The sequence below is a fragment of the Streptomyces humi genome, assembly GCF_001005085.2.
Lineage (GTDB): Bacteria > Actinomycetota > Actinomycetes > Streptomycetales > Streptomycetaceae > Streptomyces > Streptomyces humi.
Genome location: NZ_LBMU02000015.1, coordinates 115,130 through 130,860, shown reverse-complemented (window position 1 = coordinate 130,860; position 15,731 = coordinate 115,130). Strand labels below are relative to the sequence as shown.

The following is a 15,731-nucleotide window of genomic DNA, read 5'->3' as shown; positions in this document are numbered from 1 at the left end:
CCCCGCTCCGGTCGGGTCTGGACTTTGCGTCCAGATGATAGACAATAATTCTAGACGACTGACGTCGAACCGGAGGACGAACATGCCCGACACCCCGCCCGTGACCCTCCAGGACGTGCACGACGCGGCCGCGCGGATCAAGGGGGTCGCCCACCGCACCCCCGTGCTGCGCTCGCGCACCCTGGACGCGCTGGTCGGCGCCGAGGTCTTCCTGAAGTGCGAGAACCTCCAGCGCATCGGCGCGTTCAAGTTCCGGGGCGCCTACAACGCCGTGTCCCGGCTGTCCGCCGAGCAGCTGGCCAGGGGGGTCGCCGCCTACTCCTCCGGCAACCACGCCCAGGCCGTCGCCCTCGCCGCCCGTGAACTCGGCACCACCGCCGTCATCGTGATGCCCGAGGACACCCCGCGCGCGAAGCTGGACGCGACCGCCGGATACGGCGCGGAGATCGTGACCTACGACCGCTACACCGGCGACCGGGTCGCCATCGGCGAGGCCCTCGCCGCCGACCGCGGCCTCGCTCTGGTCCCGCCGTACGAACACCCCCACGTGATCGCGGGCCAGGGCACCGCCGCTCTGGAACTCATCGAGGAAGTAGGCGAGTTGGATGCCCTGGTGGTGCCGGTCGGCGGCGGCGGGCTGATCGCCGGCAGCGCCACCGCCGCCAAGGGGCTGCTGCCGGGGATCCGGGTCGTCGGGGTCGAGCCGGAGGCCGGGGACGACACCAGGCGGTCCCTGGAGGCGGGCCGCCGGGTGTCCGTCCCGGTGCCCCGGACCATCGCCGACGGCCAGGCCGCGGACATCCCCGGCGAGCTGACCTTCTCCGTCAACCAGCGCCTGGTGGACGGCATTTCGCTGGTGAGCGACGACCAGATCCGGGACGCGATGCGGTTCGCCTTCGAGCGGCTGAAGACCGTCGTGGAGCCCAGCGGCGCCAGTGGTCTGGCCGCGCTGCTCGCCCACCGGGTGACACCGCTGCCGCGCCGCGTCGGTGTGATCCTCTCCGGCGGCAACGTGGGAGCGGAGCGGTTCGCCGAACTCGTCTCCGGCTGAGCGGAGAACGGGCCGGCCCGTTCTCCGCCCGGGATGCGCGCCGCCGGGTCAGCAGTCGCGGAACTCCGGGGACTGGTTGAGGATCTGCGCGCGCGTCGAGGTGAAGCGCAGGTGCGTCCGGCCGCCCCGGGCCTCCGGCGGGAACACCGCGACCCGGTGGCAGTTCTGGAAGGCGAGGGCGACCCCGAAGTGCCGTTCCAGGCTGCCCCGGATCGCGTCGGAGGACAGCGCCCGCAGCAGCTGCCCGCGCTCCCGCTCCGACGGCGGCGGCGTCTGGTTGTCGGCGAACTCGACGTTTCCGGCGCGCAGTTCGGTGCTGAGCCGGTCGATCAGGTCGTACGCGTACGGCAGCGACGTACGGACGGTTTCCACGAAGTCCTCCTCCCGCACCGCGCCGTTCTCGGCTTCGGCGAGCAGCTGCGGGGAGACGTCCAGCGACATGTGACGGTTTCCTGTTCTCTTGGGTGGGTGTTGCTCTTCGGCGGGTGTATTGCGGCGGGTGTTCTTCGGTGGTGTGAGGAAAGGCGGGCCGGGGCGTCAGGCGAAGGCGGGCAGCGCCGCCGGTCCGTGCCGGAAGTCCGGGTCGACCTGGGCTGCCAGGTCCTGGCCGGTGGCCGCGTCGGCCCAGGCGACGGCGTTGCGCAGGTGGAACTCCACGGCGTGCCGCTGGAAGGCGTCCCAGTCCTTGCCCCGCGCGTCGACGGCGGCCCGCAACCGGTCCAGGGCCCGCGAGTTGTGCGCCTCCAGCACTCCGTCGCCGCGGCCCTGTTCCTGGGCGCGGACGTACGGGGACAGCCCGCAGTGGGCGAGGAGGTCGTCGCCCACCCGCTCACGCAGGAAGGCGAGGTCGTCCGCGCAGGCCACCTTGTTGCCGACCACGGCGACCGGGATCCCGAACTCGGCCGCGTGGTCCCGGTACTGGCGGTACACGGACAGGCTCTTGCGGGTCGGCTCGACCACCAGGAAGGTCATGTCGAACCGGGTGAACAGGCCGGAGGCGAAGGCGTCCGCGCCCGCGGTCATGTCGACGACCACGTACTCGCCCGGCCCGTCCACCAGATGGTTGAGGTACAGCTCCACCGCGCCGAGCTTGGAGTGATAGCAGGACACCCCGAGGTCGCTGTCGGCGAACGCCCCCGTGACCATCAGCGGCACTCCGCCGACCTCCTGGACGTGCCGGGAGTGCACCTCGTCGTCGCCCAGCAGCCGCAGCAGCCGTGAACCGCGCCCCGGCGGTGTCGTCTTGACCATGGCCTCCCGGGAGGTGATCCGGGGGTTCGTGCCGCGCAGGTACTCCTTGATCTCGCCGGTGCGCGCGCTCAGCGGCGGCGCCGGGAACAGCTCGTCCTCGTCGAGGCCCAAGGCGTGGGCGAGGTGCTGGTTGATGTCGCCGTCGATCGCCACGACCGGCGCGCCGGACCGCGTCAGGTGACGGGCGAAGAGGGCCGACAGGGTCGTCTTGCCGCTGCCGCCCTTGCCGACGAAAGCCACACGCATCGCTGATCCGACCTCCTGTTGAAAATGGATGTCATGATCATAGAGTGCTGAGGGGTGTGCGGCGGTGTCAAATCGGTTCGCTCCGACGGGGGATCCGCAGGGCAGGTGCCTGATCGAATCCGTCTTGACCCCCGGCGGCGGCCGACCTAGCCTCCAGCCAACACACCTGGACAGATGGGTCGACGATGGCGGACGCACCGGAAACCGGCCGACAGCTCCAGGTCGAGACGCACGGCCTCGACGTCATCGGCGACGCCGACCGCAAGGGCACCCCGCGCACCCTGTTCTGGCCCTGGTTCGGCGCGAACGTCTCGGTCCTCGGACTGAGCTACGGCGCCTTCGCGCTCGGCTTCGGCATCTCGTTCTGGCAGGCGCTGGCCGCCGGCGTCCTCGGGATCGTCGTCTCCTTCCTGCTCTGCGGGTTCGTCGCGGTCGCCGGGAAACGCGGCTCGGCACCCACGATGGTGCTCAGCCGGGCCGCCTACGGCGTGCGCGGCAACCGGCTGCCCTCGGTGGTCTCCTGGGTGCTGACCGTCGGCTGGGAGACCGTGCTGACCGCCCTCGCCACCCTGGCCACCGCGACCGTCTTCACCCGGCTCGGCTGGGGCGGCGGCACCGAGACCGAGGTGGTCGCCCTCATCGTGGTCTGCGCCCTGACCGTGATCGGCGGCGTGATGGGCTTCGACCTGATCATGCGGCTGCAAACCGTGATCACGGTGGTGACCGGCGTCCTCACGGTCGTCTACGTGGTGCTGGTCGCCGACCACGTCCACTGGGCCGCGGTGAGCGCGGTCCCGTCCGGCTCGGCCCAACAGTTCATCGGCGCGCTGGTGTTCATGATGACCGGCTTCGGCCTCGGCTGGGTCAACGCCGCCGCCGACTACTCCCGCTATCTGCCGCGCACCTCCTCCAGCCGGGGCGTGATCGGCTGGACCACCTTCGGCGGCTCGGTCGCCCCCCTGTTCCTGCTGGTCTTCGGCCTCCTGCTCGCGGGCTCCTCCGAGACCCTGGACAAGGCGATCGCGGCGGATCCCATCGGCGCGCTCACCACCATCCTCCCCACCTGGTTCCTGGTCCCGTTCGCCGTCGTCGCCGTCCTCGGCCTGGTCGGCGGCGCGGTCCTGGACATCTACTCCTCGGGCCTCGCCCTGCTCTCCGCGGGCCTGCGGGTGCCGCGCTACCTGGCCGCGCTGGTCGACGGCGTGCTGATGATCGCCGGCGCGGTCTACATCGTCTTCTTCGCCGACGACTTCCTCGGCCAGTTCATGGGCTTCCTCACCACCCTCGGCGTCCCGATCGCCGCATGGTGCGGCATCATGCTCGCCGACCTGGCACTGCGCCGCCGCGACTACGACGAGGCGGACCTGTACCGCCCGGCCGGCCGCTACGGCGACGTGCCGCTCCGGCCGCTGCTTCTCACCGTCGCCGCCACCGCGCTCGGCTGGGGCCTGGTCACCAACACCGCCGCGAGCTGGCTGACCTGGCAGGGCTACCTGCTGGGCCCGCTCGGCCTGGGCGGCCGGTCCGGTGCCTGGGCCTACGCCAACCTGGGCGTCCTCGCCGCGCTGGCGCTCGGCTTCCTCGGCACCCTGGCCCTGGCCCGCGGCCGGGTCCGCGCCCAGGAGGCCGAGCCCTCGGGCGCACCGGCGGCGACCGCGTGAGCGCCCCGCCCGGCCTGCTGGCCGTCATCGACATGCAGCACGTCTTCGCGGACCCCGCCAGTGCCTGGGCCGCCCCGCACTACACCGAGGCGGCGGCAGGCGTACGACGTCTCCTCCCCGCCTTCGCGCACCGCACCGTCTTCACCCGCTTCGTCGCCCCCGCCCGCCCCACCGGCGCCTGGCGGGCCTACTACGACCGGTGGCCCTTCGCCCGCCAGGCTCCCGACGCCGCACTCTGGCGCCTGACCGACGAGTTCGCCGACAGCGCCGAAGTCGTCCTCGACGCACCGACGTTCGGCAAGTGGACCCCCGAACTTGCCGCCCGCACCGCCCCGCACGGCCGACTCGTCCTGACCGGCGTCAGCACCGACTGCTGCGTGCTGTCCACCGCGCTGCCCGCGGCCGACGCCGGGGTGGAGGTCGTGGTCGTCACGGACGCCTGCGCGGGCGCCACCGACGACACCCACACGAAGGCCCTCCGACTCCTGGACCTGTACGCCCCTCTGATCCGCCTGACGACCGTGGCCGAACTGCTGGGCCAGGCCTCCTCCGGCAGGTCACGTCGCGGGGAGGGAACGGCGACCTCTCGGCCCAGGTGGCCGTGCCACACCCCGCGTCCGCCGCGTGGACCGGCGGACAGCCCCTAGTCCCGGCGTGACACCTCCACGTTCTCCAGGACGCCGAGGGCGTCGGGGACCAGGACCGCCGCCGAGTAGTAGGTGCTGACCAGGTAGGAGATGACGGCCTGTTCGTTGATGCCCATGAAGCGGACGTTCAGGCCCGGTTCCACCTCGTCGGGGAGGCCGGTCTGGAAGAGGCCGACCACGCCCTGGTTCTGCTCGCCGGCCCGCAGCGCGATGATCGAGGAGGTGCGCGACGGCGAGACCGGGATCTTGCCGCAGGGCAGCAGCGGCACCCCGCGCCAGGCCGGCAGGTGGTGGCCGCCGATCTCGACGCTGCCGAAGTACAGACCGCGCCGGTTGCACTCGCGGCCGAACGCGGCGATCGCCTTGGGATGCGCGAACAGGTGGGTCGTCTCGCGCCGCATACCGAGGAGTTCGTCGAGGTCGTCGGGGGTCGGCGGGCCCGCGTGGGTGGAGATCCGCTGGCCGTGGTCGGCGTTGTGGAGCAGCCCGAAGTCCCGGTTGTTGACCAGCTCGTGCTCCTGCCGCTCCCGCAGCACCTGGACGGTGAGCCTGAGCTGCTGCTCGGTCTGGTTCATCGGCTGGTTGTAGAGGTCGGCCACCCGGGAGTGCACGCGCAGCACGGTCTGCGCGACGCTCAGTCCGTACTCGCGCGGCGCCGGTTCGTAGTCCACGAAGGTGTGCGGGATGTCCGGCTCGCCCGCGTGGCCCGCGCTGAGCGCGATCCCGGCCTCGCCGAAGGCGTTGGTGTCCCGGTGCCCGTCCAGGCTCGCCAGTTCGACATGCGCCCGCAGGTCGGCGTGGCCGCCCGCCACCTCCGCGAAGGCCGTGTGCGGCAGCTCCAGCACGGTGGTGGCCGTCGCCGCGCGGGCCGTGAAGTCCCAGGCGCCGTCCGGACCCGCGAGCACATGGCCGCCGAACGTGTCGCCGTCCGCGAGCAGCCCGACGACCGCCTCGTCGCCGTACGGCCCCTCGCCGATCCGCTCCACCTTGCCGTGCGCGATCAGGTACACGTGGTCGGCGGGCCGGCCCGCCGACACGATCACCTGCCCCGGCGCGTACTCCCGCTGCTCGAACCGCGCCGCCAGCGCCTGGAGCGCGGTGCCGTCCTCGAAGCCGCGCAACAGGGGCAGTTCGCCCAGCTCGGCGGGGATCACACTGACCTGTGCGCCGGTCTGCACGAAGGTCACCCGCCCGTCGCCCACCCGGTAGGACAGCCGGCGGTTGACGCGGTAGGTGCCGCCCGGCACGTCCACCCACGGCAGCGCCCGCGTGAGCCACCGTGAGCTGATCTCCTGCATCTGGGGTGTGGACTTGGTCGTCGTCGTGAGATTCCGTGCCGCCGCGGTGCCTAGGCTCTGCTGCTCCCGCTCCTCGGCGTCCGCTGCGGGCGCCGTACCGGTCTCGACCGACATGACTTTTCCTTCTCTCCTGTCGCAGGGGTGACGGAGCAAATGCGGACCGTCACCTTCCGCGGCTACCCCTACCCCTGTTCCCGGGCCGTGAGTGATGCCGGGTGACGGAGCGCGAGGCACGTGCCACCGGGAACTGCCCCCGCACCACCCCCCGTTCCGCCCCCGCCACCCCGGTTGACGGTTTCCGGTCGGGACGTGCGCCGCGCGCGCCGTGTTGAATCGCGGTAGCGCACCGGCAAACGCACGGCCCCGGGACCCGCCCGTCAGGAGGCACCGTGATCGCAGCTCCCGAACCCGGTCTCAGCGCACGCGAGATCATCGAACGGGCCGTGGCGCTGCGGCCCGTCCTGCTGGAACGCCAGGCGGAGACCGAGCGGTTGACGCACTACCCGAAGACCACCCACGAGGACTTCCTGCGAGCCGGCTTCTACCGGATCCTCCAGCCGCGCCGGTACGGCGGCCACGAGTTCGGCCTGCCGGTGTTCCTGCGCGTGGTGACGGAACTCGCCCGCGGCTGCCCCTCCACCGGCTGGGCGCTCTCCCGCACCGCCGCCCCCGTCCTCCAGGCCGCCGGTGTCCTCGGGGAACGCGCGCAGGACGAGATCTTCGGCCCGGACGGTGACTTCCGGGCCGCCGCCCCGGCCGTTCCGGCCGGCGGCGCCCGCCCCGACGGTGCCGGACACCTGGTCCTCGACGGCACCTGGCCGCACGCCTCCGGCGCCCCCTATGCCACGCACTGCGTCGGCCAGACCCCGGGCGCCCCCGCGGAGCCCGGCGGCCCGCCGGTGCTGTTCGTCGCCCCGCGCCGGCTCTGGACCGTCCTCGACGACCACGACGGCGTCCTCGGCCTGCGCGGCGGCGGCTCGCACGGCATCCGCCTGGAACAGGCGCGCCTCCCCGGGCACCTGACCCTCCGGGCCGCCCTGCTGGACCTGCCCGTCGAAGGCGGCTCACCGGGCTCCGTCCTGCACGGCAACCCGATGTACGCCGGCCGAGCGGTCGGCGTCCACCACTCCGAACTGGCCGCCGTCATGATCGGCACCGCCTACGCGGCCGCCGACGAGTACGCCCGTATCCTGCCCGCCAGCCCCCTGGCCCGGGATCCCGCCCGCAGCCGTGCCGACCTCGACGACTACCAGCGCCACCTGGGCGAGGCGCTCGGCATGATCGGCACCGCGGAGGCCGCGCTGCGGCGGACCGCCGAGGACTGGATGGAGACCTGCCGGCGCAACGTCGTCGGCGACGCCCCCTTCACCCTCGCCGAGGACGACCGGCTCGCCCTCACCTTCCTCAACGCCGGCCGGCTGGCCTGGGACGCCCTCCAGCGGCTCCTGTTCCGCACCGCCGGCTCCCGGCACGCCCGCGACGGCGAGCGGATGCAGCGCTACTTCCGAGACGCGGCGACGTACTGGACCCACGCCGGCCCGAGCATGGCCGAACCGCTCGCCCACCGCGTCGGCCGGGACCGGCTCGGCCTGCCCGCGGACGGCATCCCGCTGATCCCCTGAAAGCCCTGGTGGCCCCGGCGCATGCCCCGGCCCCGACCGGGTACGCGAGCCGTGGCCGCCCGGCGACCTGCCGGACCCGGCCGGTACCGCCACCTATCTGGGGATCTGCAATGGAGACACCCGCACACGACGACTTCCCGACGCCGGCCCAGCGGGCGCTCGACACGCTGGCCGTGAACGCCGAGGACCGCACCGCCCTGGACACCCTCGCGCACAGCGACGTCCTCGTCCCGGTGCCGGACGACGCCGGTGAGACGGCCGACCCCGCGATGATCGCGCTGCCCGTCCTGGAACGGCCCGACGGCGATCCCGTCGTCCCCGTGTTCACCTCGGAGGGAGAGCTGACCGGCCTGCTGCCGACCGTCTCCCGCTACCGTGTGGTGCCGCTCGGCGCGCTCGCCTCGCAGTGGCCCGAGGACAACCTCTCGCTCGCGATCGACGGCAGCTCCGCCCACGCGCTGACGCTCACCTCGGAGGGAGTACGCACCCTGCTCGCCCCGTCGGCGGGCTGACGCGACGCAGGGTTCCGGTCACCGGGAGACCGCCGTGCGGGCCAGAATGGCGCCATGGAATGGATCTCCGGGGTGGCCGGGGGCCTGGTACTGATCCTGGTCCTGCGCAGCATCCTGCGTACGCTCGTGGTTCCCAGGGGCCTGTACTCCGTACTGGTGTACCGGCTGTGGGCGACCCTGCGCCGGGTGCTCTGCCTCGCCGCCCACCGCGGCGGCTACCGCGCCATCGACCGCGCGCTGACCTGGCTCGCCCCGCTGATGCTGATCGGCATGCTCGCCGCCTGGCTCGGCGGGGCGTTCCTCGGCTTCGGAATGCTGCTGTACGCGTTCTCGCCGCTGTCCTGGAGCACCGCCTTCCGAGAGGCCGGCTCCAGCCTCTTCACCCTCGGGTTCGCCAGCGGCGCGCGGCTGCGGCTGTCCGCGCTGGACTTCGTGGCCGCCGCCACCGGACCCGTCGTCATCGCCCTCCAGATCGCCTACCTCCCCACCCTGTACGCGGCCTACAACCGCCGTGAACTGGAGGTCACCCTGCTCCAGTCCCGGGCCGGCGAGCCCGCCTGGGGACCGGAGATCCTCGCCCGGCAGTGGCTGGTCGACACCGAGACCGCGCTGCCCGAGCTGTACCGGGACTGGGAGCGGCTGGCCGCGGACATGGGGGAGAGCCACGCCACCTACCCGGTCCTCCTGGCGTTCCGCTCGCCCCGCGCCTACCGCAGCTGGCTGGTCGGCCTGATCGCCGTCATGGACGCCGCCGCCATGCAGCTCGCCCTTTCCCCGGCCTCCGCGCCGCCCGCGGCCCGCCTGGTGCTGCGGGCCGGTTTCACCGCGCTGCGCGACATCGCCGCCTCGGTACGGGCGAGCTTCGACACCGACCCGGCCCCGGACGCCCCGATCGAGCTGACGTACGCGGAGTTCGAGGAGGCCGTGGCCATGCTGGAGAAGACCGGTTTCCGGGCCGAGCGCGGCACCGCGGAGGCGTGGCCGCACTTCCACGGCTGGCGGGTCAACTACGAGGCCGTCGCCTACGAGCTGTGCCGTCGCTGCGACGCCGTACCGGCCCTGTGGACCGGCCCCCGCGACTTCCCGTCGCAGCCGATCCCGCCCCGCCGCCCGATGGACCGGCGGCCCGGCGAAGGCCGGCCGGAAGTTCCCCCCGGCCACGGATAGCCCGGCCCCTCCTGAGGGAAGATCCCACCAGGGGCCGGGGAGAGCGAGAGGGGCGGATCGTCGTGAGGGTCGTCCTGCTGGGCACCGCCGCCGGCGGCGGATTCCCGCAGTGGAACTGCGCCTGCGCGCTCTGCGCCGCCGCCCGGGACGGCAAGCTGCCCTCCCGTGACCAGGAGTGCGTCGCCCTGACCGGCAACGGCCGGGACTGGTGGCTGCTCAACGCCTCCCCGGACATCCGCGCCCAGCTCGCCGCCACCGCCGCGCTGTGGCCCGGCCCCGGCCCCCGGGACACCCCGGTGCGCGGAGTGCTGCTCACCGACGCGGAGCCCGACCACGTGACAGGTCTGAGCGTGCTGCGCGGCGCACCGGACCTCAAGGTGTACGCGGCCCCGCCGGTGCGCACCGTGCTCGCCCCGGCCCGCGCCGCCCTCGGCCGCCGCGCTCCCTGGGAGTGGGCCGACAGCCTGGCCGACGGCGGGTTCGTGCTGGCCGGCGGCCTGGTCGTGACCGCCCATCCGATGGGCGCCAAGGTCCCCACGTATGTGCCGCCCGGGCTCGCCGTGGCCGACGAGAACTGGGTCACGGCGTACCGGATCGAGGACCTGGCCACCGGGGGAGTGCTGCTGTACGCGCCCTGCGTGGGCGCCTGGAGCGACCCGCTCGACGAACTGTGCGCGGAGGCCGACTGCGTCCTGGTGGACGGCACCTTCTTCTCCGCCGGTGAGATGGGCACCAAGGTCCGCTCCGGGCCCCGGCAGGCGACCATGGGCCATCTCCCGGTCTCCGGCCGGCACGGCAGCCTCGCCGCGCTCGCCCGCCATCCCCGCACCCGCCGGATCTACACCCACCTCAACAACACGAACCCCCTGGTCGACCCGGCGTCCCGGGCCCGCGCCCAGGTGGCCGCCGAGGGCATCGAGGTCCTCCCGGACGGCATCGAGTTCGCCCTCTGAACGGCCCTAGCCGGCGGGATGCTCCAGCATCCGCCCCAGCACCGCGCGCTGGAGGGGCTGTACCTCGGCGTGCAGGGCGCGGCCCCTGGCGGTGAGCGCGACCCACACGCCCCGCCGGTCCTCGACGCAGACCGACCGCTCGACCAGGCCGTCCTTCTCCAGCCGCCCGATCAGCCGGGACAGCGCGCTCTGGCTCAGATGCACCCGTCCCACCAGGTTCTGCACCCGGCACTGGTCACCGTCGGCCGGGGTCTCGGTGGCCAGCAGGTCGAGCACCTCGAAATCGCTCGCGCCCAGCCCGTGCGGATGCAGCACCCGGTCGATCTCGCACATCGTGCGCGCGTGCACCGACAGGATGTCCCGCCACCGGTCTTCGAGCCGGGCCTCGGCCGTCTTGACTGCCATACCCGCACGGTAGCACTGTTCCGGCCAATTGTTGAGTATGCAACTAGTGCGGGTGCAAGCAGTCGTGCGGTGGCGTCCCGCGACGCCCCGGGGACACTCAGGCGACCGGGTCCTGGAGCAGCCCCACCATGTTGCCGTCGGCGTCCTTCACCGAGGCGACCAGCCGGCCGTTGCCGACGTCCCGCGCGTCCTGCACCAGCTCGGCACCCGTCGCCAGCAGCGCCGCCAGCCGCTCCCGCAGATCGGTGACGTGCCAGAACGGCGTCGGCCCGGTCAGCCCCTGCGCGTGCCCGTTCGGGTCCAGGCCGATGTCCTGCCCGGCGGCCTTGTACCCGATGTAGTAGGGCGTGTCGGCGTACGGCTCGACGCCCAGCAGCGCCCCGAACACGGCCTTGGCGCGCTCCGCGTCCTTCACCGGGTAGATGATCGTCTGGATGCCTGCGGTCATGGGACCTTCTCCTTGTCGCCCTGCGTGGCCCGACGCGTTCCCCGTCGGTGATCCCACGCTAGGCCGCGAAAGCCCGCGGCGGCTTCTCCGATCCTGACCGGTGGCCCCGAGGGGGCGCGAGAACCGCGCGACCAGCCACGACGGCGCGGCAGACGCCCCAGGACCCTTCCCGGCACCCTCTGCCGCGCCCGGCCCCGCTCACGCGGAGTCGCGAACGACCAGCTCCGTCGGCAGGATCACCGCCGCTGGATCCTCCCCGCCGATCTGCGCGAGCAGCACCCGGACCATCTCGTTGCTGATCCGGTCCCATGGCTGCCGGATCGTGGTGAGCGCCGGGCTCACCTCGGTAGCCACCGGGGAGTCGTCGAACCCGCCGACAGCGATGTCATCCGGCACCCGCTTCCCGGCCCGCTCCAGCACCGTCAGCACGCCCTGGGCCATCAGGTCGGAGGCCACGAACACCGCGTCCAGGTCCGGGGCCTGCGCGAGCAGCCGCTCGGCGCCGGCCGCGCCGCTGGCCCGGCTGTAGTCGCCGGACACCACGAGCGCCTCGTCGATCTCGACGCCCGCCTCGGTGAGGACCTCCTGGTAGCCGGCGAGCCGCTCGACACCGCCGGGGGTGTCCAGCGGGCCGGTGATCATGCCGATCCGGCGGCGGCCCACGGCCAGCAGATGACGGACCATGTCCCGGGCGCCGTCCCGGTCGTCGGCGGCCACGTAACCGACCTTCGAACCGAGCCCGATCGGCTTGCCGCAGGCGACCAGCGGCACCCCCGCCTCGCGCAGTTCCTCCGCGACCGGGTCACCGGAGTGACTGGAGACCAGCAGCACCCCGTCGACGTGGCCGGCCGTGATGTACCGGGTGATCCGCCGCCGTTCGTCCTTCGTGCCCGCCAGCATCAGCAGCAGCGGGATGTCGTGGCTCGCCAGTGCCTTGGTGCAACCGCTCAGCAGCACATTGAAGTTGGGGTCCTCGAAGAACCGCTCCTGGGGTTCGGTGAGCAGGAAGCCCACCGAGTCCGAACGCCCGGTGATCAGCGACCGGGCGTGCCGGTTCACCACGTAACCCGTCCTGCGGATGGCGTCGTTGACCGCTTCCTGTGCGGCGGGGCTGACATAGTGGCCGCCGTTGAGCACCCGCGAGACCGTGCCCCGTGAGACACCGGCCTCACGGGCCACGTCGTGGATCGTCGGAGGTCTGCGCCGGCCCCCCGCATTACTGCCCATGGTCATGACTTTACGGCCCCGGACAGCAGGTCCAGGCTCCAGAACCGCTGAACGACCAGGAAGAGCGCGATGAGCGGCAGCACGGCCAGGAACGCGCCGGTGATCACCAGGGTGTAGAGGGCCGGGGTGTTGGCGCCCTGCATCAGGAGCGTGTACAGACCGAGGGTGAGCGGGAACCGTTCGTCGTCGCTCAGCATGATGTACGGCAGCAGGAAGTTGTTCCAGATGGCCACGAACTGGAACAGGAACACCGTCACCATGCCGGGGACCATCATCGGCAGCGCGATCCGGGTGAAGATCCGCCACTCGCCCGCCCCGTCCATCCGCCCGGCCTCCACCACGTCGGCGGGGACGGCCGCGGCCGCGTAGATCCGCGAGAGGTAGACCCCGTACGGGGCGAGGATCTGGGGGAGCAGCACGGACAGGTAGGAGTCCGTGAGGTTCGCCTTGGCGAGCAGCAGGTACTGCGGGATGGCGAGGATGACCGGGGGCATCAGGACGCCCGCGAGCAGCACGTTGAAGATCGTCTCGCGGCCCCTGAACCGGTAGACGGCGAGGGCGTAGCCGCTGACCGCGGACACGCACGTCGAGACCACGGCACCGAGACCGGCGTACAGGGCGGAGTTGGCCATCCACTGCCAGTAGATGCCGTCCCGGTAGGCGTTGAGGTCCTTCAGGTTCTGGGTGAAGCCGGTACCGGGCAGGAACGTGAACGTGGAGAACAGCTCGCTGCCGGACTTGGTGGAGGCGATCACCACCCAGGCGACCGGCAGCAGCGTGTAGACCGCGCCCAGCAGGAGGACGGCCGTCGGGATCAGCGCGACACGGCGGCGCAGCGGCGGCCCCTGGGCGGTGCCGGGCGTCGTACCGGCCGCCGGCGCGGCCTTGCGGACGGCGACGGAACTCACTGCGCTGCCTCCTTGTTGCGGCGGTTCGCGGCGCGCAGGAACCCGAAGGACAGCGCCAGCGTGGCGAGGGCGATCAGGGTCGCCTCGGCCGCCGCCGAGTAGATGTCCCCCTTGCCGAAGGCGTCGACGTACACCTTCATCAGCGGGCTCCAGGTCGTGCTGACCGAGTTGGTCAGGGGCTTGAGGGTCATCGGCTCGTTGAACACCTGGAGCGTCGCGATGATCGAGAAGAAGAAGGTCAGCACCAGGGAGGGCGCCACCATCGGGATCTTGATCCGCAGGGCGGTCTGCAACGGAGTGGCGCCGTCCAGCTTCGCCGCCTCGTACACCTCGGCCGGGATGGACCTGAGCGAGGTGTAGATGACGATCATGTTGAAGCCGGTGCCGCCCCAGACCGCGATGTTGGAGAGCGCGAGGTACAGCGGCCCGCCGTCCAGCAGGTCGGGCTGCGGCAGGTGCAGCTTGGCGAGCACGTAGTAGAAGGGGCTGACGTCCGGCAGGTACAGGAAGCCCCACAGCAGCGCGGCCACCACGCCGGGGATGGCGTACGGCAGGAAGACGGCGAGCCGGGTGAACGGGGCGAGGCGGACCCGCTCGGAGTCGAGCATCAGGGCGAACAGCAGGGCGAGGCCCAGCATCACCGGGACGACGATGCAGCCGTAGCCGAGGACGCGCAGGGCACCGTTGTAGAACTCGTTGTCGGTGAGGGCGTCCCGGTAGTTCTCCAGGCCGGCCCAGACCTCGCTGCGGGCGCCCGCGCCGAGGCCGAGACCGGAGACGTGCACCTTGCGGAAGCTGAGCCAGACCGCGTACCCGATGGGCAGCGCGAAGAACAGCGCGAAGAGGATCGTGGCGGGGACGAGGAAGGCGTACGGGGCCCCCTTGACCCCGTACGACCTCCGGACGGTGGGGCTGGTCACTGAGAGACCTCGAAGCCCTGCTTCTTCATGTCGGCGACCGTGGCGTCCTGCATGGCGTTCAGGGCGGTCACGAAGTCCGACTTGTTCTTCGCGGCGGTGCCGAAGGCGTCGTTGAAGGTCGTGTAGGCGACGTTCACGTTGGGGCCCCAGGCGGAGGGCGCCGTGGTCTTCGCGATCTTGGCGGCCTCGGTGTAGAAGTCGGCCTGGTTCGAGAAGTACTCCGGCGGGTTGGAGAAGGCGCCGCTGAGCTGGGCCGAGGTGGACGCCGGGTAGATGCCGCCCTCCTTGGCCAGGGCGTTGAGCGCGTCGCCGTCGGTGTTCAGCCAGGCGGCGAACCTGGCGGCCGCCTCCTGGTGCTTGGAGTCGGTGGTGACGGCGGTGGAGGAGCCGCCCCAGCTGCCGGTGACGTCGTCGTTCGCGGACCACTGGGGGAGCGGGGCCATCGCCCACTTGCCCTTGGTGTCCGGCGCGGCCGTGGTCAGCGTGCCCGGTGCCCACACCGCGGAGACCCAGGCGATCTGCTTGCCGGTGTCCAGGGCCTTGTTCCAGGCCGGGGTGTACATCGGCTGGTTGTCGATCGCCCCCTCCTTGACCAGACCGCCCCAGAACTTCGCCACCTTCTGCGTGGCCGCGTCGTCGATGGCGACCTTCCACTTGTCACCGGAGGTGGTCCACCACTTGGCGCCGGCCTGCTGGGCGAGGCCCGCGAAGAGACCGGAGTCGTTGGCGGAGAACGTGGTCAGGTCGACGTCCGGGACCTTCTTCTTCAGCGCGCGGGCGGTCGAGGCGAACTCGTCCCAGGTCGTGGGGACCTTCAGGCCGTACTTCTTGAAGAGGTCCGCGCGGTAGTAGAACATCATCGGGCCGATGTCCTGCGGCACCGCGTACACCGCGTCCGTGCCCAGGGTGACCTGCTGCCAGACGCCGTCGGCGAACTTCGACTTCGCGTCGCCGACCGACTTGGATATGTCGGCGACCGCGTCGTTGCTGACCAGCGTCGGCAGCGCCTGGTACTCGGCCTGGACCAGGTCGGGGCCGTTCTTCGCCTTGTGCGCGGTGAGGATCTTGGTGACCAGCGTGTCGCCGGACGCCTGCTTCTTCACCGTGACGGTGATCTGCTCCTTCTTGCCCTCGCCCTTGTTCCACAGGTCCACGACCTTGTCCATACCGGGCGCCCAGGCCCAGTACGTCAGCGAGACCGGACCGGAGTCGGCCTTGCTGTCGTCGTCGGACGAGCCGCAGGCGGCGAGGGCGGTGGCGCCGAGCGAGACGGCGACGGCGGTTGTCACGAGGCGACGGCGCTTCGTGTGCGGCATGGATCTCTCCTATGACCTGGGTCCCCGCCCGTCGCGGGAACCTGCCATGCAGATGCTGTGAGCGTTCTCAGACCCGGATCCTCGACGGTCGCGAGTCCG

The 15,731-nt window shown here is 72.0% G+C and carries 15 protein-coding genes and 1 pseudogene; 7 read left to right on the top strand and 9 right to left on the bottom strand.

Annotated features, from left to right (window positions below; translation table 11 throughout):
- Positions 1 to 82 precede the first annotated feature (82 nt).
- The gene (locus tag AAW13_RS05325) at positions 83 to 1,051 is read left to right on the top strand and encodes a threo-3-hydroxy-L-aspartate ammonia-lyase (RefSeq protein ID WP_046727809.1); all 969 of its coding nucleotides are present in this window, start codon (positions 83 to 85) and stop codon (positions 1,049 to 1,051) included.
- Positions 1,052 to 1,099: 48 nt separating this feature from the next.
- Here the strand turns inward: AAW13_RS05325 and AAW13_RS05320 are convergent, their stop codons facing one another.
- Positions 1,100 to 1,492, bottom strand: coding sequence for an SCO5389 family protein (locus AAW13_RS05320; protein ID WP_046727808.1), 393 nt, complete (start codon positions 1,490 to 1,492; stop codon positions 1,100 to 1,102).
- Positions 1,493 to 1,588: 96 nt separating this feature from the next.
- On the bottom strand, positions 1,589 to 2,548 hold the full coding sequence (locus AAW13_RS05315) for an ATP-binding protein (RefSeq protein ID WP_046727807.1): 960 nt from the start codon (positions 2,546 to 2,548) through the stop codon (positions 1,589 to 1,591).
- A 185-nt stretch (positions 2,549 to 2,733) separates the two neighbouring features.
- Between AAW13_RS05315 and AAW13_RS05310 the strand changes: the two genes are divergently transcribed.
- Together AAW13_RS05310 and AAW13_RS05305 are read left to right on the top strand one after the other, a co-directional pair.
- Positions 2,734 to 4,209, top strand: coding sequence for a purine-cytosine permease family protein (locus AAW13_RS05310; RefSeq protein WP_046727806.1), 1,476 nt, complete (start codon positions 2,734 to 2,736; stop codon positions 4,207 to 4,209).
- Positions 4,206 to 4,748, top strand: a pseudogene (locus AAW13_RS05305) (cysteine hydrolase family protein); the annotation flags it as partial. The gene AAW13_RS05310 and the pseudogene AAW13_RS05305, both read left to right, overlap by 4 nt.
- Before the next feature lie 104 nt (positions 4,749 to 4,852).
- Here AAW13_RS05305 and AAW13_RS05300 read toward each other — a convergent pair.
- Positions 4,853 to 6,268: a family 2B encapsulin nanocompartment shell protein gene (locus tag AAW13_RS05300; protein ID WP_046727805.1), complete on the bottom strand. Its 1,416-nt coding sequence runs from the start codon at positions 6,266 to 6,268 to the stop codon at positions 4,853 to 4,855.
- A 275-nt stretch (positions 6,269 to 6,543) separates the two neighbouring features.
- Here AAW13_RS05300 and AAW13_RS05295 point away from each other — a divergent pair, with 275 nt between their 5' ends.
- From AAW13_RS05295 to pqqB, 4 genes are all read left to right on the top strand, one after another.
- Positions 6,544 to 7,776, top strand: a complete 1,233-nt coding sequence (locus AAW13_RS05295) for an acyl-CoA dehydrogenase family protein (RefSeq protein WP_046727804.1) — start codon at positions 6,544 to 6,546, stop codon at positions 7,774 to 7,776.
- Between the two features lie 110 nt (positions 7,777 to 7,886).
- Complete coding sequence (locus AAW13_RS05290; RefSeq protein ID WP_046727803.1) at positions 7,887 to 8,288, top strand: SseB family protein; 402 nt, start codon at positions 7,887 to 7,889, stop codon at positions 8,286 to 8,288.
- A 54-nt stretch (positions 8,289 to 8,342) separates the two neighbouring features.
- The gene (locus tag AAW13_RS05285; RefSeq protein ID WP_046727802.1) at positions 8,343 to 9,455 is read left to right on the top strand and encodes a hypothetical protein; all 1,113 of its coding nucleotides are present in this window, start codon (positions 8,343 to 8,345) and stop codon (positions 9,453 to 9,455) included.
- Between the two features lie 62 nt (positions 9,456 to 9,517).
- On the top strand, positions 9,518 to 10,408 hold the full coding sequence (gene pqqB, locus AAW13_RS05280; RefSeq protein WP_046727801.1) for a pyrroloquinoline quinone biosynthesis protein PqqB: 891 nt from the start codon (positions 9,518 to 9,520) through the stop codon (positions 10,406 to 10,408).
- A gap of 6 nt (positions 10,409 to 10,414) precedes the next feature.
- Here the strand turns inward: pqqB and AAW13_RS05275 are convergent, their stop codons facing one another.
- The 6 genes from AAW13_RS05275 to AAW13_RS05250 all read right to left on the bottom strand — a co-directional run bounded on the left by AAW13_RS05275 (position 10,415) and on the right by AAW13_RS05250 (position 15,632).
- Positions 10,415 to 10,813, bottom strand: a complete 399-nt coding sequence (locus tag AAW13_RS05275) for a MarR family winged helix-turn-helix transcriptional regulator (RefSeq protein ID WP_046727800.1) — start codon at positions 10,811 to 10,813, stop codon at positions 10,415 to 10,417.
- A 97-nt stretch (positions 10,814 to 10,910) separates the two neighbouring features.
- The gene (locus AAW13_RS05270) at positions 10,911 to 11,261 is read right to left on the bottom strand and encodes a VOC family protein (RefSeq protein ID WP_046727799.1); all 351 of its coding nucleotides are present in this window, start codon (positions 11,259 to 11,261) and stop codon (positions 10,911 to 10,913) included.
- 198 nt (positions 11,262 to 11,459) lie between these two features.
- Entirely contained in the window at positions 11,460 to 12,494 is a 1,035-nt protein-coding gene (locus AAW13_RS05265; RefSeq protein WP_046727798.1) for a LacI family DNA-binding transcriptional regulator, read from the bottom strand.
- A complete protein-coding gene (locus AAW13_RS05260; protein ID WP_046727797.1) occupies positions 12,491 to 13,396 on the bottom strand; it encodes a carbohydrate ABC transporter permease in 906 nt (301 codons plus the stop codon). The genes AAW13_RS05265 and AAW13_RS05260 overlap by 4 nt, the downstream gene beginning before the upstream one ends.
- Entirely contained in the window at positions 13,393 to 14,316 is a 924-nt protein-coding gene (locus tag AAW13_RS05255) for a carbohydrate ABC transporter permease (RefSeq protein ID WP_046727796.1), read from the bottom strand. The genes AAW13_RS05260 and AAW13_RS05255 overlap by 4 nt, the downstream gene beginning before the upstream one ends.
- Positions 14,313 to 15,632 carry an ABC transporter substrate-binding protein gene (locus tag AAW13_RS05250; protein WP_046727795.1) on the bottom strand — a complete coding sequence of 440 codons (1,320 nt, stop codon included), beginning with the start codon at positions 15,630 to 15,632 and terminating at the stop codon, positions 14,313 to 14,315. Before AAW13_RS05250 ends, AAW13_RS05255 begins: the two co-directional genes overlap by 4 nt.
- Positions 15,633 to 15,731 lie beyond the last annotated feature (99 nt).

What these genes read in the sequence shown, in the direction of transcription:
- AAW13_RS05300 (WP_046727805.1), bottom strand. Translation starts at nt 6,268, where the DNA reads ATGTCGGTCGAGACCGGTACGGCGCCCGCAGCGGACGCCGAGGAGCGG.
- AAW13_RS05250 (WP_046727795.1), bottom strand. Translation starts at nt 15,632, where the DNA reads ATGCCGCACACGAAGCGCCGTCGCCTCGTGACAACCGCCGTCGCCGTC.
- AAW13_RS05320 (WP_046727808.1), bottom strand. Translation starts at nt 1,492, where the DNA reads ATGTCGCTGGACGTCTCCCCGCAGCTGCTCGCCGAAGCCGAGAACGGC.
- AAW13_RS05275 (WP_046727800.1), bottom strand. Translation starts at nt 10,813, where the DNA reads ATGGCAGTCAAGACGGCCGAGGCCCGGCTCGAAGACCGGTGGCGGGAC.
- AAW13_RS05285 (WP_046727802.1), top strand. Translation starts at nt 8,343, where the DNA reads ATGGAATGGATCTCCGGGGTGGCCGGGGGCCTGGTACTGATCCTGGTC.
- AAW13_RS05325 (WP_046727809.1), top strand. Translation starts at nt 83, where the DNA reads ATGCCCGACACCCCGCCCGTGACCCTCCAGGACGTGCACGACGCGGCC.
- AAW13_RS05310 (WP_046727806.1), top strand. Translation starts at nt 2,734, where the DNA reads ATGGCGGACGCACCGGAAACCGGCCGACAGCTCCAGGTCGAGACGCAC.
- AAW13_RS05290 (WP_046727803.1), top strand. Translation starts at nt 7,887, where the DNA reads ATGGAGACACCCGCACACGACGACTTCCCGACGCCGGCCCAGCGGGCG.
- AAW13_RS05315 (WP_046727807.1), bottom strand. Translation starts at nt 2,548, where the DNA reads ATGCGTGTGGCTTTCGTCGGCAAGGGCGGCAGCGGCAAGACGACCCTG.
- AAW13_RS05265 (WP_046727798.1), bottom strand. Translation starts at nt 12,494, where the DNA reads ATGACCATGGGCAGTAATGCGGGGGGCCGGCGCAGACCTCCGACGATC.
- AAW13_RS05270 (WP_046727799.1), bottom strand. Translation starts at nt 11,261, where the DNA reads ATGACCGCAGGCATCCAGACGATCATCTACCCGGTGAAGGACGCGGAG.